The sequence below is a fragment of the Shewanella algidipiscicola genome, assembly GCF_900380485.1.
GTDB lineage: Bacteria > Pseudomonadota > Gammaproteobacteria > Enterobacterales > Shewanellaceae > Shewanella > Shewanella algidipiscicola.
Genome location: NZ_OXJV01000018.1, coordinates 65,635 through 86,308, shown reverse-complemented (window position 1 = coordinate 86,308; position 20,674 = coordinate 65,635). Strand labels below are relative to the sequence as shown.

Genomic DNA, 20,674 nt, shown 5'->3' with positions numbered 1-20,674 from the left:
AGAGGAACATTGATTTTGTGTGTCGAATGAGCCGGCATTTTTTATGCTAAGCCAGCTTATATGGCGGAGGCTGGCTTAAGCTGGCCTCTTGTCGCTTTTAGTTCAAAAAATGCCAGAAAGTGTGATCTTAATGCGCCGCCAAAGTTGCTTTGTTGTATTAAAACTACAAAATTAGCCTTTTTTACAAAAAACCGCCCTAAGGGGTTGTAATAAAATTACGCTTTTGGCTATAATAGCCTCGTTGGTTGGCATAGGCCATTCAACATAAGTCTATCCAGGATGGATAATTCTCCAAGGAACCGAGCGACAAGTTGACTCTGCGGTATATCGCCCTATTTGAGCGACTAATATCAAGTTTCATTTATTCAACTTTGTTAGGAGTTTTGACTATGTCTTATACAGGAATGCAATACGTTTATTGGCAGAATACTTGGTTTAACACTGATGCTCTGCGTGGCGGATTGTTTGCTATGTCCCTTTAAGGGTTAACTACCCCTTTATCAATTGAACCTAGTTCATTTGATAGCAAGTAGTTGCATCATCCATCAACCTTACCCCAATGTTGGGGAATTTTAGACTCAAGTTGTATATTGTTCGTATTGACCCATGAATGATATGCCAGTGTCATCCGCTAGCGCGGTAACTCTTTCCGTTAGGAACACTTGATACATGTCTTGCCTGCTCTTTGAGCAGGCTTTTTTTTACCTAAAATTCAGTGTTCTGCATCCTTGCCTCTGATTGACTGTTATTAAGGGCGTTGTCGAGTATAATCGGCGCGCGATATCCCAGTAAACTGAATGATATTACTACCCTATACAATGACTTACTATTCAAGGAACCTTGTTCCATGTTAGAAAAACTATTCAAATTAAAAGCACATCAAACCAGTTTGAAGCAAGAAGTGGTGGCCGGATTAACCACTTTTTTAACCATGGCTTACATCATTTTCGTTAACCCTATGATGCTTGCCGATGCAGGGATGGATCACGGCGCAGTATTTGTGGCCACCTGTCTTGCGGCCGCCATTGGCTGTTTAATTATGGGCATAGTGGCTAATTACCCTATCGCATTAGCACCTGGCATGGGACTCAATGCCTTTTTTACCTATACAGTTGTCGGTGAAATGGGTTACAGCTGGGAAACAGCACTAGGTGCAGTGTTTCTGTCTGGGGTCTGTTTTCTGGTGTTATCTTTAGTCAAAATTCGCGAGTGGATTGTTAACAGTATTCCTATGTCGCTACGTTTAGGTATTGCGGCGGGCATAGGCCTGTTTTTGGCGTTAATTGGGCTAAAGAGTGCCGGTATTGTGGTGGCGAACCCCGCGACCTTGGTCAGTATGGGGGATGTGACGGCATTTCCAGCTGTGATGGCGGTGCTGGGCTTTTTTCTTATCATCGCCATGGTGCATCACGGCATGAAATCGGCCGTTATCGTCAGTATTCTGGCTATTACCGTGCTGGGCGTATTATTTGGCGATGTGCAATATAATGGCCTGATGGCGATGCCACCTTCTATTGCACCGACCTTTATGAAAATGGACCTCTCTAGTGTCCTAGAGATCAGCATGCTCTCGGTGGTATTTGCCTTCTTGTTTGTCGATCTGTTCGATACCTCTGGCACCTTAGTGGCTGTTGCTCATCGTGGTGGGTTTCTGGATGATAAAGGCCGCTTGCCTAGATTGAACCGCGCGCTGACTGCCGACAGCACAGCGACCATTGCTGGTGCCATGTTAGGCACCTCAACAACCACAAGTTACATTGAAAGTACCGCAGGTGTCAGTGCCGGTGGCCGCACTGGACTCACCGCCGTGGTGGTTGGGATACTGTTTTTATTATCGCTGTTTATCTCGCCGCTGGCCGGTATGGTGCCAGCCTACGCCACCGCAGGCACTTTGTTTTATGTGGCTATCTTAATGATGTCGGGCCTAATGCATGTTGATTGGGATGACTTAACCGAAGCGGCTCCTGTAGTGGTGGTATGTATCTTAATGCCGCTGACTTTCTCGATTGCAACGGGGATAGCCATGGGGTTTGTTGCCTATGCGGCGATTAAGCTGCTGAGTGGTCGTTATAAAGATTTGAGCCTGGGCGTGGCGGTATTAGCCGTTCTATTTTTAGCTAAGTTTATCTATGGCTAATGCTGACTATTAATGGCGTGGGTGTTATTAAACGGCATTTAAGCACGCAATGGTGATAGGTTAACTCGCTTATTTACCGCAATGTCATTAAGGGTCATACACAGTATGGCCCTTTTTATTGGGGCTAATTTATCCATGTCGATATAGCGCTAAACTTTTATCTTGTTCACTACCATTTTTGCAAGGGATTGGGTATAACCTTAACTTCGGTTTTTTCTTCCCCTATAAAAATGAACTTAAGTGAGATTGGTTACCGCCGTGTGGTGGTGAAATTGGGTACCAGTGTGCTGACATCCGGCTCTAGGCAGTTAGATAAGGCACATATGGTTGAACTGGCACGCCAGATGGCAAGCTTAATGAAGTCTGGCATTGAAGTGGTGTTGTGTACCTCGGGGGCCATAGCCGCTGGGCGCGAACATTTAGGTTACCCCAGCCTGCCCGATACAGTGGCCAATAAGCAACTATTGGCCGCTGTGGGGCAGGGACAACTTATTCTGGCGTGGTCACAACTGTTTAGTATTTATGGGTTGCATGTCGGGCAGATGTTGCTCACCCGCGCCGATCTGCATGACAGAGAGCGTTATCTCAATGCCAGAGACTCGCTTAATGCATTATTAGCCAATGGCATCATTCCTATCATTAATGAAAACGATGCGGTGGCGACCAACGAGATAAAAGTGGGCGATAACGATAATTTATCGGCTCGGGCGGCGCTATTGTGTGATGCCGATCTTTTGATTTTATTAACCGACCAAAAAGGGTTGTTCGATGCCGATCCTCGCGCTAATCCTGATGCCAAGTTGATTAAACAGGTGGTTAATATTGATGACAGTTTACGTCGGCTTGCAGGCGGAGCCGTGTCTGGTTTAGGAACGGGCGGCATGGCGACCAAGTTGCAGGCCGCCGATATTGCGCGCCGCGCCGGTATTGAAGTGGTCATCGCGTCAGGGCACAGACCAAGGGTTATCCAAGATGCGGTCTGTAAAGAGGCGGTCGGAACGCACTTTACCGCGCTAGAAAACCCACTTGAAAGCCGTAAACAATGGATCTTAGCTGGGCCTGCCACTAAGGGAAAATTAGTGCTCGACAGTGGCGCGATTGTGGCCGTCACCCAAAAAGGGCGTAGTTTACTGTCAAAAGGCATTGTCAGTGTTAGTGGTCAATTTGAGCGTGGCGCGACCTTGCAGCTGGTGGACGAAGTGGGGCGTGAATATGCGCGGGGTATGAGTCGTTACAGCGCCAAGGATCTGCTGGTCATTGCCGGCAGACACTCTGAGGAAATTGATTCTATCCTTGGCTACGATTATGGCGCTGCCGTTGTGCATCGTAACGATATGGTGGTGCTGTAAAGGTACGCCATATTAATATCAATAACAGCTGAGATAACTTGAGGAGTAAGGGTGTGTTCGAACATCATCAAGCCTACTTGCAGACGCTAGGTCAGCAAGCAAAACAGGCAAGCTATGCACTGGCTAATCTCAGTGGCGAGCAGAAACAACAGCTATTAAGCGCCATCGCCGCCACATTAACCGCCCATAGTGACACCATTCTCGCGGCTAATCGGCAGGATGTGGTTAATGCGCGCGCAAGCGGCCTCAATGATGCGATGATCGATCGTTTACTGCTCGATAAGGCCCGTCTTAATAATGTCATTGCCGATATCGACAATGTGATACGCCTTGCCGATCCTGTGGGAACCGAGTTAGAAAGTCAGTTGCTCGATAACGGGCTGCGTTTGTCGCGTCGCCGGGTGCCATTAGGGGTCGTTGGGGTGATTTATGAAGCGCGGCCAAATGTCACCGTCGATATTGCGGTGCTGGCCCTCAAGACAGGCAATGCGGTCATTTTACGCGGTGGCAAGGAAACCTTGCAGTCGAATGTGGCGCTCAGTGATGCGATTCGTGAGGCCATAACCGCGCAAGGTTTACCTGCCGATGCGGTGCAGTTGATCCAAAGTGCCGATCGCGCCTTAGTGACAGGGCTATTAAAGCTCGACCGTTACATTGACATGATAGTGCCCCGTGGCGGCCAACATCTGCAGCGCTTATGCGCCGAGCAAGCGACTATCCCGGTGATATTGGGCGGGATCGGCATTTGCCATCTGTATGCCGATAAAGAGGTCGACATCGATAAAGCGATAGCGGTGATTGCCAACGCCAAGGTGCAGCGTCCAACTGTGTGTAATGCACTGGATACCGCGTTAGTGCATCGAGACATTGCCGCCCAGTTACTGCCTAAATTGTACCGTCAATTGGCTGACTTAGGCGTGAGCTTTTATGCCTGTCCACAGGCCAAAGCCTTGGCTGATGGCTTTGCGGTTGATATACATGATGCCACTGAGGAGAGCTATGCTCAGGAGTGGTTAGCACTCTCATTAGGTATTAAGGTGGTCGATGATATTGACGCCGCCATTGCCCATATTCGTCAATATTCTAGTGGCCACTCGGAGGGAATATTAACTGATAATATTCACGCTGCGGCCTACTTTGTTAATCAGGTCGACGCCTCGGCGGTATACGTGAATGCGAGTACGCGCTTTACCGATGGTGGCCAATTTGGACTTGGCGCCGAGGTGGCGGTGTCGACGCAGAAATTGCATGCGCGTGGCCCTATGGGGCTTGAAGCCTTAACCACGTATAAGTGGATTGGGGTTGGGGATTATACCGCCCGTCGCTAATGGCGTTGACCTAAGTGCAGTTCACCACTACAAAGTCAAAGCCTGTAAAACTAACGCAGCTTAAAGAGAAAGCAGTTATCCTAAATTGCTTTCTCTTTTTTTTATGTTTAACGATCTCTTTACTGATGGGATCTCAGTACAAGCATTTAAATCAAGTTTAACAAGCTGATTTAAATGGCTAATAGATAGCTTCGACGGGGGAAGCGCCTGTTATAACCCTGGTGAAACGGGCGCCTTGGGCGGGCGGCGTTTTAGCTGTGGTAGCAGTTGCTGCAGTGCCAATGCCGATAAAATTAATCCAAGGCCGATGAAGGTCGAGCGGGTTATGGTTTCTTGTAATATCCAAGCGATAAAGCCTACTGATAATACTGGTGTGATAAACACTAGTGTGCTCATGCTGGCAGTGCGGTCGGCTTTTTTCAGAGCCACTAACCACAGCACAAAAGTGACCCCCATCTCAAATAATCCCACATAAACCGCAGCGCCAAAGGCGTTGGTGTTCCAGGTGGGAAGCGATTCTGTCAGTAGCAGAGTGACGACAATAAAGGGCAAGCCCATTAAGAAGCTGAGTAGCAGGCTAACCACTGGGTCGCCACTGTCTTTGGTGTTGATTATCCAATAAAGGCACCAGAGTACTGTGCTGGTCAATGCGAGCATGACCCCAGCTGCGCTATCAAAGTGGATATCGGTAATATGGCCGTCTGTTGCGATGATAAACACCCCAAGATAGGCGATAAGCGCCGCGGTGAGATCGCTTTTGCGTAGCTTTTGTTTGAGCAGTGGCACAGATAATAGCGGTAGCAAAATGGCCCAAGTGTAATTGAGCGACAGCGCTTGCTGCGCCGGTAACAGATCATAGGCCTTAAACAGCACTAAATAATAGAGAAACGGATTGAGCAGCCCACTTTGTAGATAAAACCAAGGGCGGCTCATCCATTGGCGTTGAATTAGGTGAAGCTTGCCCATAATTAATAAGATAATCGTCAGTGCCACAATGGAGCTGGAGACGGCAATAAACACCAATTGCAACGGCGTAAAGTGGCTTAAGGCTAATTTAAATGCGGTGGCGACGGTCGACCATAATAGTACGGCCCCTATGGCATACAAATAGGCTTGGCTCGATGATTTCACTGATTTATCTCACTAACTGAAAATAGCTCACGGTAGGATTATCGTGAGCTGTCGAGGGTGGTTAATTGTTTACATTATACCCATCAAATGGCGGGTGAACTGGCTTTCAGCCAAAAAAATGTTCAATTAAGTTAATTTTTATATTTTTAACCCTTGTAATCATCTCTGGTGGCCCAATATAGGGTGTTAAGGAAAGATATTGGTTTGGATAGTAAGGCTTGAAAATCACGACGCCTATCCCCATATCTGAATCAGATGACAAATTTAGCATTCGTTAAAAGTTTTTATTGGAGGACTCCATGGGTAAAATTATTGGTATCGATTTAGGTACAACCAACTCTTGTGTTGCTGTATTAGATGGTGGCAAGGCTCGCGTAATTGAAAACGCAGAGGGCGATCGCACGACTCCCTCAATCATCGCTTACACAGGTGAAGAAGTATTAGTGGGTCAGCCAGCTAAGCGCCAAGCGGTAACAAACCCAAAGAACACCTTCTTTGCGATTAAGCGTCTTATTGGTCGTCGTTTTAAAGATGACGAAGTACAGCGCGATGTAGACATCATGCCATTTAAGATCATCGGTGCTGACAACGGTGATGCATGGGTTGAAGCGCACGGTAAGAAAATGGCGCCACCACAAGTGTCTGCAGAAATTCTGAAGAAGATGAAGAAAACTGCCGAAGACTTTTTAGGTGAGCCAGTAACAGAAGCGGTAATTACCGTTCCTGCATACTTTAACGACTCACAGCGTCAAGCGACTAAAGATGCTGGCCGTATCGCGGGTCTTGAAGTTAAACGTATTATTAACGAACCAACTGCTGCGGCATTGGCTTACGGTATCGATAAGAAGCAAGGCGATAACGTTGTTGCTGTGTACGACTTAGGTGGTGGTACATTCGATATCTCTATCATCGAAATCGACAGCGTAGATGGCGAGCAAACATTCGAAGTACTGGCCACAAACGGTGACACTCACTTAGGTGGTGAAGATTTTGACAACCGTCTAATCAACTACCTAGCTGATGAGTTCAAGAAAGAGCAGTCTATCGATCTACGTAACGATCCGCTAGCAATGCAGCGTCTAAAAGAAGCTGCTGAAAAAGCGAAGATTGAACTTTCTAGCACCACACAGACTGAAGTTAACTTGCCTTACATTACGGCAGATGCGACAGGTCCTAAGCACTTAGTGGTTAAGGTTACTCGCGCTAAACTTGAGTCATTGGTTGAAGATTTGATCGCTCGTACACTTGAGCCTCTAAAAGTGGCTTTGGCTGATGCTGATCTATCAGTATCGGATGTAAACGAAGTGATTTTGGTTGGTGGTCAGACTCGTATGCCTAAAGTACGCGCAGAAGTTTCTGCCTTCTTTGGTAAAGAGATCCGCCAAGACGTTAACCCAGACGAAGCGGTAGCTATCGGTGCAGCAGTTCAAGCTGGTGTACTTTCTGGTGACGTAAAAGACGTACTATTGCTAGACGTTACACCACTTTCTCTTGGTATCGAAACCATGGGTAGTGTAATGACTAAGCTAATTGAGAAGAACACGACTATCCCAACTAAGGCGAGTCAAACCTTCTCTACAGCAGATGACAACCAAAGTGCGGTGACAATTCACGTACTTCAAGGTGAGCGTAAGCAGTCAAGTGCCAACAAGTCTCTAGGTCAATTTAACCTAGAAGGTATCGAGCCTGCACCACGCGGTATGCCACAAATTGAAGTGGCGTTCGATATCGATGCTGATGGTATCTTGCATGTGTCTGCGACTGACAAGAAGACAGGTAAAGCACAGGCTATCACCATTAAAGCCTCTTCTGGTCTAAGTGAAGAAGAAGTTGAAGCTATGGTTCGTGATGCTGAAGCACACGCAGACGAAGATGCTAAATTCGAAGCGCTTGTAACCGCCCGTAACCAAGCCGATGGCATGGTACATGCGACCAAGAAGCAGATCGAAGAAGCAGGTGATGCGCTACCAAGCGAAGACAAAGAGAAAATTGAAGCAGCGATGGCCGATGTTGATGCCGCAAGTAAAGGTAACGACAAAGAAGCTATCGAGAAAGCGACTCAAGCACTGATGGAAGCATCTGCTAAGTTGATGGAAATTGCTCAAGCTAAGGCACAAGCAGGCCAAGGTGAACAAGCTGAAAAATCAACTGATTCGTCTGCTGATGATGTTGTCGATGCTGAGTTCGAAGAAGTTAAAGACGACAAAAAATAATTCAGGCTTAGCCTAAATTATTTCCAGCGGGCGTTATGGGGAAACTCTAACGCCCGTTCGTACAACTCTAGCGCAGAAAGTATAAGACTATGTCAAAGCGAGATTATTACGAAGTATTAGGCGTAGGTCGTGACGCCAGCGAACGAGAGATTAAAAAGGCTTATAAGCGGCTAGCCATGAAGTTTCACCCAGATCGTAATCCGGGTGACAAAGAGGCTGAAACCCGCTTTAAAGAGGTAAAAGAAGCCTACGAAATCCTAACCGACAGCGATAAGAAAGCCGCCTATGATCAGTTTGGTCATGCGGGCGTCGATCCTAATCGTGGTGGCGGCGGATTCGGCGGCGGTGCCGATTTCGGTGATGTGTTCGGCGATGTGTTTGGCGATATCTTTGGTGGTGGCCGTCGTGGTGGTCAGCGTCAAGCAGCGCGCGGTAGTGACTTACGTTACAACCTCGAACTGTCCCTTGAAGAAGCGGTGAGAGGCTTAACCAAAGAGCTACGCATTCCAACCCTTGCAGCATGTGATGCGTGTGATGGTAGCGGCGCGAAAAGAGGCTCATCACCAACCACATGTGGCACCTGTCATGGCCAAGGCCAAGTGCAGATGCGCCAAGGTTTCTTTGCCGTACAGCAAGCCTGTCCAACGTGTCATGGCCGCGGTAAGATCATTAAAGATCCTTGCAACAAGTGTCATGGCGAAGGTCGCGTCGAGAAGAGTAAAACCCTGTCAGTTAAAATCCCAGCAGGGGTGGATACTGGCGATCGCATTCGTCTCTCTGGCGAAGGTGAAGCGGGCGAGTTTGGCGCACCAGCAGGTGACTTATATGTGCAAGTCACGGTGCGAGAACATGCTATTTTCGTGCGTGATGGCAACAACCTGTACTGTGAAGTGCCTATCTCATTTAGCACAGCAGCCCTGGGCGGTGAGATTGAAGTGCCCACCCTTGATGGTAAGGTAAGCCTTAAGATCCCAGCCGAGACACAAACAGGACGTATGTTCCGTTTACGCGGCAAAGGGGTGAAGTCGGTTCGCAGCCATGCAGTGGGTGACCTGCTGTGTAAAGTTGTGATGGAAACACCAGTCAACTTAAGCGAAAAGCAAAAAGAGTTACTGCGTGATTTTGACAAAACACTGACGGGGTCGGCAAAAAAGCACAGCCCTAAAGCTGAAGGCTTTTTCGATGGTGTGAAAAAGTTCTTTCAAGACTTAAATAGTTAATGCTAAGCGTTAACATCTAAAAAAAACCTCGCAATGCGAGGTTTTTTTATGGCCTACTCTCGCTAATATATGCTGTAACGGCTCAACTTTACTCGGCATTATCATCAAACGATTAAGCCCGTAGCCGCTAGCTCCTTTAGCCATGATATCGAGGCACTACTATGCCGAAAGATTGCTGTGATTAGGGCGTGTATTATGATGATAGAGTATCCGTTGCATTTTTGGCATAGTTGCTGGCTGGTGGACCCTAAAGGAATTGATGATGAAACAGATGATAACAGTGGTAATACTAGTCATATTAGCCGGCTGCGTGACAAATCTGTCGCCCACAGGGCGATCGCAAACCTTGCTGTTTTCGGCGCAGCAGATGGATCAAATGGGCGCCGAATCATTTGAGCAGATGAAACAGCAACAAGCCTTAAGTAAAGATAAGCAACGTATCGCCTATGTTCGCTGCGTCGCCTCTCGCATTACCGCGGTATTGCCTGCCGGGCAACCCAAATGGGAAGTCGTGCTATTTGAGTCTGAGCAGATAAACGCCTTTGCATTGCCTGGTGGCCATATTGGGGTGTACACCGGCTTGCTCAAAGTGACGACGAATCAAGATCAGCTAGCTACCGTTATTGGGCATGAGGTGGCACATGTGCTAGCCAATCACAGTAATGAGCAAGTCTCTCGGGCGCAGGTGACGGGAGTTGGCATGCAGCTGGCGAATGCGGCACTGGATGTTAGCGGGGTGGGCAATCGCGAACTTTATATGGCGGCGCTGGGCTTAGGTGCCCAAGTGGGCTTTGTATTGCCCTATGGTCGTGAGCAAGAAAGTGAGGCCGATATTATGGGCGTTGAGTTAATGGCTCGGGCGGGGTTCGATCCCAGCCAAAGCATTAAACTGTGGCAAAATATGGCCAAGGCGGGGGGCAGCCAAGGCCCCGAGTTGCTCTCGACACACCCGTCCCACGGACGTCGTATTGCCGATTTACAACAGATGCAACCTAAGGTGATGCCCTTATATCAGGCAAGCCAAGCTAAGGTAAAAAATAGCTGTGACTAATTGGCTATTCGCGAGTTTTTTGTTGCATAGTATGGTAGGATCCGCCGCGAAATTAATTGAATAAATGAGAGTATTATCATTATGTCTGACAAGTTCACCACAATTGAACAGCATGCCAGCTACGGTGTCGGTCGCCAACTAGGCGAGCAATTAGCGGCAAACTCTTTTGAAGGTATTGATATTTCAGCTGTACAAGTTGGTCTATCTGATGCGTTTGACGGTAAAGAGAGTGCGGTTTCTATGCAAGATCTTCAAACTGCCTTCACTGAAATTAGTCAGCGTATTCAGAAGGTACAAGAAGCTGCAGCAGCAGCTGCGTCTGCTGAAGGTGATACTTTCCTTGCGCAAAACCAACAACGTGAAGGTGTCGTAACCCTAGAGTCTGGTCTGCAGTATGAGATCATTACCGAAGGTAATGGTGATAAGCCTGCTTATGATTCTACTGTTCGTACTCACTACCATGGTACTTTTATCGGTGGTGACGTATTTGACAGTTCAGTATTACGTGATCAACCTGCCGAGTTCCCAGTATCTGGCGTGATTGCCGGTTGGACCGAAGCACTACAACTTATGCCTGTTGGGTCTAAGTGGAAGCTGTATGTTCCGCATCACCTAGCTTACGGCGAGCGTGGTGCTGGTGCATCAATTCCGCCATACTCGGCGTTAGTGTTCGAAGTTGAGTTGCTCGATATACTTTAATAAAAATAGCCTAAGCCATTGCTTAGGCTTTTTTTTGTATTGTATTTAAAGCGAGTTTTGTGGTCTATTGGACATAATAATAAACCGTAAAACAGCGCAATATAGATTTGAGGGAGAGGTAGATGACAGAGCAAGTAAGAGTCGCTATTACTGGTGGCAGCGGCCGAATGGGTCGAACTCTTATTGAATCGGCCAAACTGAGTAGCAATATCTTTTTAGGTGCTGCGATTGAGCGTGCCGGTTCGACACTGATTGGTGTCGATGCAGGTGAGCTTGCTGGTGTCGGGGCGATGAATGTGGCGATCACCGATTCGCTTGATCAAGCTGTCGATGACTTTGATATTTTGATCGACTTCACTTCTCCTGAAGCCAGCGTGGTACATACCGATTGGTGTGCACGCAATGGTAAGGGTATCGTTATCGGTACCACAGGCTTTAACCATGCTCAAAAAGAGCAGATTGCTGCATATGGCGAAACCACGCCTATCGTGATGGCGCCCAATATGTCTGTTGGGGTGAATCTGATGTGGCGTTTGTTGGAATTAGCCGCCGAGGTGATGGGCGACTATACCGATATCGAGATCATCGAAGGTCATCACAGATACAAGAAGGATGCGCCTTCTGGTACAGCGCTTAAGATGGGCGAGGTGATTGCTGATGTGCTAGGCCGCGATCTTGAAAAATGTGCCGTTTATGGCCGCGAGGGCATAATGGAAGAGCGTTCGCGCGAGACCATTGGTTTCTCAACGATCCGTGCTGGTGATTTAGTCGGTGAGCACACAGCGATGTTTGCCGACATCGGTGAGCGTTTAGAGATCACCCATAAAGCATCCAGTAGAATGACCTTTGCCAATGGTGCTATGCGCGCCGCATTTTGGCTTGGCGATCAAGATCCGGGTCTTTATGACATGCAGCAGGTGTTAGGCCTGAAAGATTAGTATTTAATAAAAAACGCCCATATGGCGTTTTTTTTTGAAATAAACTACCCGCTACCTATAGACGAGTTGCTACTTGACCTATAGAATTGACGGAATTTGTCAAAATTTCGTATTTCAGCGGAAATTGGTATTTTAAAAGTAAAATAAAACCCTATTATACAATGGCTTGGCTCTTTTCGGAGGTCGCGTTGACAAAGTCTGCCTTACTCGTACTCGAAGATGGAACCGTATTCTCTGGCACTGCAATTGGTGCTGATGGACTGGCAGTAGGAGAAGTGGTTTTTAACACTTCAATGACTGGTTACCAAGAGATTCTTACTGATCCATCCTATTCTCGTCAAATTGTTACTTTAACCTACCCACACATTGGTAACACAGGAACCAATAGTGAAGATACCGAATCAGATGCTGTGCATGCATGCGGATTAGTCATTAGAGATTTACCGCTAATGGCCAGTAACTTCAGAAATCAGCAATCCCTCAGTGATTATCTTAAAGCCAATAATGTTGTCGGCATAGCTGATATTGATACGCGTAAACTGACGCGTATTTTAAGGGAAAAAGGCGCGCAGGCTGGCGCTATCGTCGTCGGTGATACGGATGAAGCTAAAGCCCTTGCTGCCGCTAAAGCCTTTCCCGGATTAAAAGGCATGGATTTAGCCAAAGAAGTGACCACTGACACGCAATATCAGTGGCGCAGTGGCAGTTGGCGCTTAGTCGGCGGTCTGCCGGATGACACACCAGAAGCAGAACTAAAATTTAAAGTCGTTGCTTATGACTATGGTGTGAAGCGCAATATTTTACGTATGTTAGTCGACCGCGGTTGTGATGTGACTGTGGTTCCCGCCCAAACGCCTGCTAGCGAAGTGTTAGCGATGAATCCTGATGGGGTGTTTTTATCCAATGGTCCAGGCGATCCAGAGCCATGCGATTACGCCATTAGCGCGATTCAAGATATCTTAAAAACCGACGTTCCTGTATTTGGTATCTGCTTAGGGCATCAATTACTGGCACTAGCATCCGGTGCTAAAACCTTGAAGATGAAGTTTGGTCACCATGGTGCTAACCATCCCGTGAGCAACATCGAACTCGGCAACGTGATGATCACCAGCCAAAACCACGGTTTTGCTGCTGATGAAGCGAGCCTACCCGATAATATCAGAGTGACGCATAAGTCGTTATTTGATGGTTCGTTGCAAGGTATCCATCTTACCGATAAGCCTGCCTTTAGCTTTCAGGGGCACCCTGAAGCGAGTCCAGGTCCACATGATGCGGCCCCCTTGTTTGATCACTTTATTGAGTTGATTGAACAATATCGTCACCACGCTAAGTAGTCCGGGAGAAGGTTTCAGCAATGCCAAAACGTACAGATATAAAAAGTATTCTAATCTTAGGTGCCGGCCCGATTGTGATTGGGCAAGCGTGTGAGTTCGATTACTCGGGCGCTCAGGCCTGTAAAGCACTTCGTGAAGAGGGTTACCGAGTTATTTTGGTTAACTCGAATCCTGCCACTATCATGACCGACCCTGAAATGGCCGATGCGACCTATATCGAGCCGATTCAGTGGGAAGTGGTGCGCAATATTATTGCCAAAGAGCGTCCAGACGCCATTTTGCCTACCATGGGTGGTCAAACCGCACTTAACTGTGCACTGCGCCTAGAAAGCGAAGGTGTATTGAGTGAATTTAATGTCGAGATGATTGGCGCGACAGCCGATGCTATCGACAAAGCGGAAGATCGCAGCCGCTTCGATGAGGCAATGAAGGCTATCGGTCTTGAATGTCCGCGTGCCGGTATCGCCCGTAGCATGGAGGACGCTTATGGCGTGCTCGATGAGGTCGGTTTCCCTTGTATTATTCGTCCCTCATTTACCATGGGTGGCAGCGGCGGCGGTATCGCCTATAACAAGGAAGAGTTCGAAGAGATCTGTTCGCAAGGACTAGACCTTTCACCAACCAATGAATTGCTTATCGATGAGTCGTTAATTGGCTGGAAAGAATATGAAATGGAAGTGGTTCGTGACCGCAACGATAACTGTATTATCGTGTGTTCAATCGAAAACTTCGATCCGATGGGCGTGCATACGGGGGACTCTATTACAGTGGCTCCGGCGCAAACGTTAACGGATAAAGAGTATCAGTTGATGCGTAATGCATCACTTGCGGTACTGCGTGAAATTGGCGTTGAAACCGGTGGCTCAAATGTGCAGTTTGGTATCAACCCTAAAGATGGCCGTATGGTGATCATCGAGATGAACCCTCGGGTGTCTCGCTCATCGGCATTGGCATCTAAAGCCACAGGTTTCCCCATTGCTAAAATCGCCGCAAAACTTGCCGTTGGTTTTACCCTAGATGAACTAAGCAACGACATTACTGGTGGCGCGACTCCAGCCTCATTTGAGCCTGCAATCGATTACGTTGTCACTAAAGTGCCGCGTTTTAACTTCGAAAAATTTGCCGGTGCCAATGACCGTTTAACTACCCAGATGAAGTCCGTGGGTGAAGTGATGGCGATTGGCCGTACTTTCCAAGAGTCGCTGCAAAAAGCGCTGCGTGGATTAGAAGTGGGCGTTAATGGTCTAGACACTATCATCGATATTCAAGATAAGGATGCCTTGTCTCGTATTCGACATGAGTTAAAAGAGCCTGGTGCAGACCGTATTTGGTATATTGGCGATGCATTTCGCGCGGGATTGAGCTTAGAAGAAATTTTTAAGCTGACCAATATCGATCCTTGGTTCCTTATTCAAATTGAAGAGCTACTGACGCTAGAGACGCAAGTCAAAGAACTCGGTATGTCGGGCATGGATAAGGATTTCTTATACAAGCTCAAGCGTAAAGGGTTTGCCGATTCTCGCCTTGCCGTGCTGTTAGGTGTCAGTGAAGCCGAGATGCGCAAATTGCGCTATCGCCATGAGATCTATCCCGTGTACAAGCGCGTCGATACTTGTGCCGCAGAGTTCTCAACCGATACGGCCTACATGTACTCTACCTACGAGGAAGAGTGCGAGGCTAACCCATCAGATCGTGAAAAAATCATGGTGATTGGTGGTGGGCCAAACCGTATTGGTCAAGGGATTGAGTTTGATTACTGTTGTGTTCACGCCGCATTAGCACTGCGTGAAGACGGTTATGAAACCATTATGGTCAACTGTAACCCAGAGACAGTATCAACCGATTATGACACCTCTGACAGGCTGTATTTCGAATCGATAACCCTTGAAGATGTGCTTGAAATAGTGCGTATCGAAAAGCCCAAAGGGGTGATTGTCCAGTATGGTGGCCAAACGCCACTTAAGTTGGCTCGTGATTTAGAAGCCGCTGGGGTTCCTATTATTGGTACCAGCCCTGATGCCATCGACAGAGCCGAAGACCGCGAACGTTTCCAGCAAGCGATTGAACGCCTTGAGATGAAACAGCCTGAAAATGATACCGTAACCACGGTTGAAGGCGCGGTGATTTCCGCCGAGCGTATCGGCTATCCGCTCGTGGTACGTCCATCCTATGTACTGGGTGGGCGCGCAATGGAAATTGTTTATGACGAGCAGGATTTGCGTCGCTACTTTAATGAAGCGGTTAGCGTGTCTAATGCCTCGCCTGTGCTGCTAGACCGTTTCCTTGACAACGCGATTGAAGTGGATATCGACGCTATTTGCGACGGTGAAATCGTGGTGGTTGGTGCGATTATGGAGCATATCGAGCAAGCGGGAGTTCACTCTGGTGACTCGGGTTGTTCACTGCCACCATACACCCTAAGCCAAGCGATTCAAGCTGAAATGCGCGAGCAGGTTGGCAAGCTAGCAATGGAGCTGGGTGTGGTCGGCCTGATGAATGTGCAGTTTGCGGTGCAAGATAACAACATCTACATGATTGAGGTTAACCCTCGCGCAGCACGTACCGTGCCATTCGTCTCTAAGGCGACGGGTGTGCCGTTAGCTAAGATTGCCGCGCGCGTGATGGCGGGCCAATCACTAACATTGCAAGGCTTTACTCAAGAAGTGATTCCGCCTTTCTACTCAGTGAAAGAAGTGGTATTGCCGTTCAATAAATTCCCCGGTGTCGATCCTCTGCTTGGCCCAGAAATGCGCTCAACAGGTGAAGTGATGGGCGTGGGTGATACGTTTGCCGAAGCTTACGCTAAAGCACAGCTTGGTGCGACATCGGAAGTGCCTAAGTCTGGTCGTGCGTTATTATCTGTGCGTAACAGCGACAAGAATCGTGTTGCCGATTTAGCGGCTAAATTGATTGAACTTGGCTATGAAATTGATGCCACTCACGGTACTGCTGTGGTGCTGGGCGAGGCAGGGATCAACCCTCGCTTAGTTAACAAGGTACACGAAGGTCGTCCTCATATTCTTGATCGCATTAAGAACGATGAATACACCTACATAGTGAACACCACCGAAGGTCGCCAAGCGATTGAAGACTCACGTCAACTTCGCCGCGGTGCATTGCGTTATAAGGTTAACTACACCACGACATTGAACGCGGCTTTTGCCACGTGCATGGCGCACGCTGCAGATGACCGTACCAATGTGACGTCGGTGCAAGAGTTGCACCAGCGTATTACTGGTTAAGGCGTTATTGAGCGAAGAAAAGGCCGCGATAGCGGCCTTTTTCATGGGGTTATTTTACAATGATGACCCTTGTGGCTCTTGCTGTTTCGTCATAGTTTGCCTACATTCACGCTGTGCAGCCCCTGCTATATGTTCAGCTAGGCGGAGTAAAAAACACCGTTCTTATGGGCTTACGACTAACTGAGCGTGATTCAATAGCATCTAGTGGCATCACGGTATAGAATAGGGGTATTCCATGCGTTATTTTGCTTAGTCAGTGGCCTAAACTTGGGCCAGGCTGGCTAGGATGCTTTTGTTTTTAAGGAGACGATCGTTCCTATGAATAAGGTTCCGATGACTGTAGTTGGCGCTGAACAACTACGTAAAGAGTTAGATTTTTTAAAGTTTGATAAGCGTCCTAAGATTGCTGAAGCGATCGGCATTGCCAGAGAGCTGGGTGATTTGAAAGAAAATGCTGAATACCATGCGGCCCGCGAAGAGCAAGGTTTGTGTGAAGCGCGTGTACGTGACATCGAAGGTAAACTGTCTAATGCACAGATCATCGATGTGACTAAGATGGAAAATACTGGTCGAGTGATTTTCGGGACGACAGTGACTATCTTAAATATCGATACCGAAGAAGAATTCACCTATCGCATTGTGGGTGAAGATGAAGCCAACATTAAACAAAATTTGTTGTCGGTTAGTTCACCTATCGCCCGTGGTTTGATAGGTAAAAACGTCAATGATGAAATCTCAATCACCACGCCGGGTGGCACTAGTGATTTTGAAATCATCAAAGTTGAATATATCTAGTCGACAAGGTGATACAAAAAAGCCGCTAATTAATAGCGGCTTTTTTATTAAGCAAAATGAATTTACTTTGCTCTAGGAATGGCAATCTTCATTTCTGGAGATTGACGGAAAAGGACCAATACGTGACCGATAAGCTGAACTTTTTCAGCTTGTGTTTCGCGTACGATGGCGTCAACGACTGCATTTTTTAGCTCTCTGTCTCCAGAGGCTACTTTCACTTTGATTAATTCATGATGAGAGAGTGCATTATCAATTTCAGCCAGTACACCTTCAGTCAGACCATTGGAACCAAGCTGTACAACAGGCTTTAAGTTATGTGCTAAGCCTTTTAAGTGCTGTTTTTGTTTGGTTGTTAAGTTCATTTCTACCAACTTTATGCTGAGTTACTGTTGAAAAAACGCTATTCTACCCTCATATAGCCTTTGTGTAACTCATATTTGTTACGGATTTTAAATGTCAGGTAAAAAACGAACAGCAAGTTCCTCTCGCTGGATGCAGGAACATTTCGATGATCACTATGTTAAATTATCGCAAAAACGGGGCTTACGTTCGCGTGCCGCGTTTAAACTTGAAGAAATTCAGCAGAAAGATAAATTAATCCGCCCAGGAATGACTGTGGTTGATTTAGGAGCTGCACCAGGAGGTTGGTCGCAAATCGCGGTTAAACTGGCTGGTGATAAGGGTAAAGTCATCGCCTGTGACATTTTACCTATGGACCCTATCGTTGGGGTCGATTTTTTACAAGGAGACTTTCGAGAAGATAAAGTGCTCGAGGCCTTACTTGAACGTGTCGGTGATGCTAAAGTTGATGTCGTGCTATCTGATATGGCGCCCAATATGAGTGGTACAGGCGGCGTCGATCAGCCGCGGGCCATGTATTTGGTCGAACTTGCATTAGATATGTGTCATCAAGTGTTGGCACCAAATGGCAGTTTCGCGGTCAAAGTCTTTCAGGGGGAGGGCTTTGACGATTATATGAAAACGGTTAAAGAAGCATTTACAACCGTTAAAACACGTAAGCCAGACTCTTCGCGACCGCGTTCGCGTGAAGTCTATCTTGTGGCGACAGGATACAAGTTGTAGTAACCTAACGTCAGTAACCGCAAGACTGTATGAGGTCTAGTAATTTTGAGTGATATGGCAAAAAATTTAATTCTCTGGGTTGTCATCGCCGTAGTGTTGATGTCAGTGTTTCAGGGCTACTCCCCCTCTTCATCAAATTCGTTGAAGATGGATTATTCAACATTCTTGGACGATGTGCGTGCCGGACAGGTTAATACTGTTGAGATAAAAAGTGATCAGCGTACTATCGAAGGGACTAAAAAAACCGGCGAGAAATTTACCACTATTATGCCGATGTATGACCAAGATCTGATTAATGATCTTGATCGCAAAGGGGTGATAATGAAGGGGCAAGAAGCGGAAGAATCTGGCTTCTTAACTCAGATATTTATCTCTTGGTTCCCTATGTTACTGCTCATCGGGGTATGGATTTTCTTCATGCGCCAGATGCAAGGCGGTGGCGGTAAGGGCGCGATGTCATTTGGTAAGAGTAAAGCCAAATTGATGAGTGAAGATCAGATTAAGACGACGTTTGGCGATGTTGCAGGTTGTGACGAAGCCAAAGAAGACGTTAAAGAGCTGGTCGATTACCTTAGAGAGCCCACTAAATTCCAAAAGCTAGGCGGTCGCATTCCAACAGGTGTTTTACTTGTCGGCCCTCCAGGTACAGGTAAAACATTACTGGCTAAAGCGATTGCTGGTGAGGCTAAAGTCCCCTTCTTTACTATTTCAGGTTCTGATTTCGTAGAGATGTTTGTGGGTGTCGGTGCATCACGTGTGCGTGACATGTTTGAACAGGCTAAAAAGTCAGCGCCTTGTATCATCTTTATCGATGAGATTGATGCCGTTGGTCGCCAGCGCGGCGCGGGTGTCGGTGGTGGGCACGATGAGCGTGAGCAAACACTAAACCAGATGTTGGTTGAAATGGACGGTTTCGAGGGTAACGAAGGTATTATTGTTATTGCGGCGACTAACCGCCCAGATGTGCTCGATGCTGCACTGCTGCGTCCAGGTCGTTTTGACCGTCAGGTGGTCGTAGGCTTACCTGATGTACGTGGTCGTGAGCAAATTCTTAAAGTGCATATGCGTAAAGTGCCTCTGGCTGACGATGTTAAAGCCAGCGTGATTGCCCGTGGTACACCTGGTTTCTCTGGTGCTGATCTGGCCAACTTGGTGAACGAAGCGGCATTGTTTGCTGCCCGTAATAACCGCCGAGTGGTGGGCATGGAAGAGTTTGAAAGTGCCAAAGATAAAATCATGATGGGCGCGGAGCGTCGCACTATGGTGATGTCGGAAGAAGAGAAAGAAATGACTGCTTACCATGAAGCAGGCCACGCGATTGTGGGTTGTTTAGTGCCTGAGCATGATCCTGTGCACAAGGTGACTATCATTCCACGTGGCCGTGCGTTAGGTGTGACTTTCTTCTTGCCAGAAGCCGATGCCATAAGTCAGAGCCGCAGAAAGCTTGAAAGTCAGATTTCGGTCGCCTACGGCGGACGTCTTGCTGAAGAGTTGATTTATGGTAGTGAGCGAGTTTCTACTGGTGCATCGCAAGACATTAAGTATGCAACGTCTATCGCTCGTAACATGGTGACTCAGTGGGGGTTCTCAGAAAAGTTGGGGCCTGTACTGTATGCTGAAGATGAGAACGAAGTGTTCTTAGGTCGCAGCATGGGTAAATCGCAACATATGTCAGATGAGACCGCAAAAATCATCGATGATGAAGTCAAGATGCTGATCGATTCTAATTACGACAGAGCTAAAAAATTCTTGACTGATAACATGGACATTCTTCATGCCATGAAAGATGCGTTAATGAAGTATGAAACCATTGATTCGGCTCAAATAGAAGATCTAATGGCACGTCGTGAAGTGCGTCAGCCTGCCGATTGGAACTTGGATGAGAATGGTAGCAATGGTGGTGATAAAGGTGGCAAAAAGTCCGCCAGTGACACCAATACCGCGACAGGTGATGCTAGCTCTTCAGATGTCCAAGATGATGCGGTAACGCCAAAGGATGTGACTGATCAAGGTGACGTTAAAGATGGTGATGAGTCTCCTGTGACCAAATAAGTTAGCCTATTAATATTATATCGCTACTAAAAGAGAACCCCGTAAGGGGTTTTCTTGTTTTAAGGCATAATGTGAGAAACCTTTTTGAGATAGGTTTGTTAG

15 protein-coding genes are annotated in these 20,674 nt (G+C 47.3%); 13 read left to right on the top strand and 2 right to left on the bottom strand.

Annotated elements, in window-relative coordinates; genetic code table 11:
• The first annotated feature begins 847 nt into the window (after window positions 1–847).
• The 3 genes from DN599_RS14230 to DN599_RS14220 all read left to right on the top strand — a co-directional run bounded on the left by DN599_RS14230 (window position 848) and on the right by DN599_RS14220 (window position 4,814).
• Entirely contained in the window at window positions 848–2,137 is a 1,290-nt protein-coding gene (locus DN599_RS14230; RefSeq protein WP_110458258.1) for an NCS2 family permease, read from the top strand.
• A 230-nt stretch (window positions 2,138–2,367) separates the two neighbouring features.
• A complete protein-coding gene (gene proB, locus DN599_RS14225; RefSeq protein ID WP_110458257.1) occupies window positions 2,368–3,486 on the top strand; it encodes a glutamate 5-kinase in 1,119 nt (372 codons plus the stop codon).
• Window positions 3,487–3,539: 53 nt separating this feature from the next.
• On the top strand, window positions 3,540–4,814 hold the full coding sequence (locus DN599_RS14220) for a glutamate-5-semialdehyde dehydrogenase (RefSeq protein WP_110458256.1): 1,275 nt from the start codon (window positions 3,540–3,542) through the stop codon (window positions 4,812–4,814).
• 210 nt (window positions 4,815–5,024) lie between these two features.
• On the opposite strand, the gene DN599_RS14215 is transcribed toward DN599_RS14220, so the two are convergent.
• On the bottom strand, window positions 5,025–5,945 hold the full coding sequence (locus tag DN599_RS14215; RefSeq protein WP_110458255.1) for a DMT family transporter: 921 nt from the start codon (window positions 5,943–5,945) through the stop codon (window positions 5,025–5,027).
• Between the two features lie 299 nt (window positions 5,946–6,244).
• Between DN599_RS14215 and dnaK the strand changes: the two genes are divergently transcribed.
• The 8 genes from dnaK (at window position 6,245) to greA (ending at window position 17,437) form a co-directional block, all read left to right on the top strand.
• The gene (gene dnaK / locus DN599_RS14210; protein ID WP_110458254.1) at window positions 6,245–8,158 is read left to right on the top strand and encodes a molecular chaperone DnaK; all 1,914 of its coding nucleotides are present in this window, start codon (window positions 6,245–6,247) and stop codon (window positions 8,156–8,158) included.
• An 89-nt stretch (window positions 8,159–8,247) separates the two neighbouring features.
• Window positions 8,248–9,378: a molecular chaperone DnaJ gene (dnaJ, locus tag DN599_RS14205; protein WP_110458253.1), complete on the top strand. Its 1,131-nt coding sequence runs from the start codon at window positions 8,248–8,250 to the stop codon at window positions 9,376–9,378.
• A 259-nt stretch (window positions 9,379–9,637) separates the two neighbouring features.
• Window positions 9,638–10,429, top strand: coding sequence for a M48 family metallopeptidase (locus tag DN599_RS14200; protein WP_420820875.1), 792 nt, complete (start codon window positions 9,638–9,640; stop codon window positions 10,427–10,429).
• 81 nt (window positions 10,430–10,510) lie between these two features.
• A complete protein-coding gene (locus tag DN599_RS14195) occupies window positions 10,511–11,128 on the top strand; it encodes a BamJ family beta-barrel-assembly machinery protein (protein ID WP_110458251.1) in 618 nt (205 codons plus the stop codon).
• A gap of 122 nt (window positions 11,129–11,250) precedes the next feature.
• Window positions 11,251–12,066: a 4-hydroxy-tetrahydrodipicolinate reductase gene (dapB, locus tag DN599_RS14190; protein WP_110458250.1), complete on the top strand. Its 816-nt coding sequence runs from the start codon at window positions 11,251–11,253 to the stop codon at window positions 12,064–12,066.
• Window positions 12,067–12,227: 161 nt separating this feature from the next.
• A complete protein-coding gene (gene carA, locus DN599_RS14185) occupies window positions 12,228–13,400 on the top strand; it encodes a glutamine-hydrolyzing carbamoyl-phosphate synthase small subunit (RefSeq protein ID WP_110458249.1) in 1,173 nt (390 codons plus the stop codon).
• A gap of 20 nt (window positions 13,401–13,420) precedes the next feature.
• Window positions 13,421–16,642: a carbamoyl-phosphate synthase large subunit gene (gene carB, locus DN599_RS14180; RefSeq protein WP_110458248.1), complete on the top strand. Its 3,222-nt coding sequence runs from the start codon at window positions 13,421–13,423 to the stop codon at window positions 16,640–16,642.
• Window positions 16,643–16,960: 318 nt separating this feature from the next.
• The gene (greA, locus tag DN599_RS14175; protein WP_110458247.1) at window positions 16,961–17,437 is read left to right on the top strand and encodes a transcription elongation factor GreA; all 477 of its coding nucleotides are present in this window, start codon (window positions 16,961–16,963) and stop codon (window positions 17,435–17,437) included.
• 62 nt (window positions 17,438–17,499) lie between these two features.
• On the opposite strand, the gene yhbY is transcribed toward greA, so the two are convergent.
• Entirely contained in the window at window positions 17,500–17,799 is a 300-nt protein-coding gene (gene yhbY / locus DN599_RS14170) for a ribosome assembly RNA-binding protein YhbY (RefSeq protein WP_110458246.1), read from the bottom strand.
• Window positions 17,800–17,890: 91 nt separating this feature from the next.
• Between yhbY and rlmE the strand changes: the two genes are divergently transcribed.
• Both rlmE and ftsH read left to right on the top strand, forming a co-directional pair.
• The gene (gene rlmE, locus DN599_RS14165) at window positions 17,891–18,520 is read left to right on the top strand and encodes a 23S rRNA (uridine(2552)-2'-O)-methyltransferase RlmE (protein ID WP_110458245.1); all 630 of its coding nucleotides are present in this window, start codon (window positions 17,891–17,893) and stop codon (window positions 18,518–18,520) included.
• A gap of 54 nt (window positions 18,521–18,574) precedes the next feature.
• Window positions 18,575–20,572, top strand: a complete 1,998-nt coding sequence (gene ftsH / locus DN599_RS14160; RefSeq protein WP_239473314.1) for an ATP-dependent zinc metalloprotease FtsH — start codon at window positions 18,575–18,577, stop codon at window positions 20,570–20,572.
• Window positions 20,573–20,674: the final 102 nt, after the last annotated feature.

Excerpts from the sequence above, each read along its gene's own strand:
- proB (WP_110458257.1), top strand. The coding sequence starts at position 2,368 with ATGAACTTAAGTGAGATTGGTTACCGCCGTGTGGTGGTGAAATTGGGT.
- dnaK (WP_110458254.1), top strand. The coding sequence starts at position 6,245 with ATGGGTAAAATTATTGGTATCGATTTAGGTACAACCAACTCTTGTGTT.
- ftsH (WP_239473314.1), top strand. The coding sequence starts at position 18,575 with ATGGCAAAAAATTTAATTCTCTGGGTTGTCATCGCCGTAGTGTTGATG.
- greA (WP_110458247.1), top strand. The coding sequence starts at position 16,961 with ATGAATAAGGTTCCGATGACTGTAGTTGGCGCTGAACAACTACGTAAA.
- carB (WP_110458248.1), top strand. The coding sequence starts at position 13,421 with ATGCCAAAACGTACAGATATAAAAAGTATTCTAATCTTAGGTGCCGGC.
- carA (WP_110458249.1), top strand. The coding sequence starts at position 12,228 with ATGGCTTGGCTCTTTTCGGAGGTCGCGTTGACAAAGTCTGCCTTACTC.
- dnaJ (WP_110458253.1), top strand. The coding sequence starts at position 8,248 with ATGTCAAAGCGAGATTATTACGAAGTATTAGGCGTAGGTCGTGACGCC.
- yhbY (WP_110458246.1), bottom strand. The coding sequence starts at position 17,799 with ATGAACTTAACAACCAAACAAAAACAGCACTTAAAAGGCTTAGCACAT.
- DN599_RS14195 (WP_110458251.1), top strand. The coding sequence starts at position 10,511 with ATGTCTGACAAGTTCACCACAATTGAACAGCATGCCAGCTACGGTGTC.
- rlmE (WP_110458245.1), top strand. The coding sequence starts at position 17,891 with ATGTCAGGTAAAAAACGAACAGCAAGTTCCTCTCGCTGGATGCAGGAA.
- dapB (WP_110458250.1), top strand. The coding sequence starts at position 11,251 with ATGACAGAGCAAGTAAGAGTCGCTATTACTGGTGGCAGCGGCCGAATG.
- DN599_RS14200 (WP_420820875.1), top strand. The coding sequence starts at position 9,638 with ATGATGAAACAGATGATAACAGTGGTAATACTAGTCATATTAGCCGGC.
- DN599_RS14230 (WP_110458258.1), top strand. The coding sequence starts at position 848 with ATGTTAGAAAAACTATTCAAATTAAAAGCACATCAAACCAGTTTGAAG.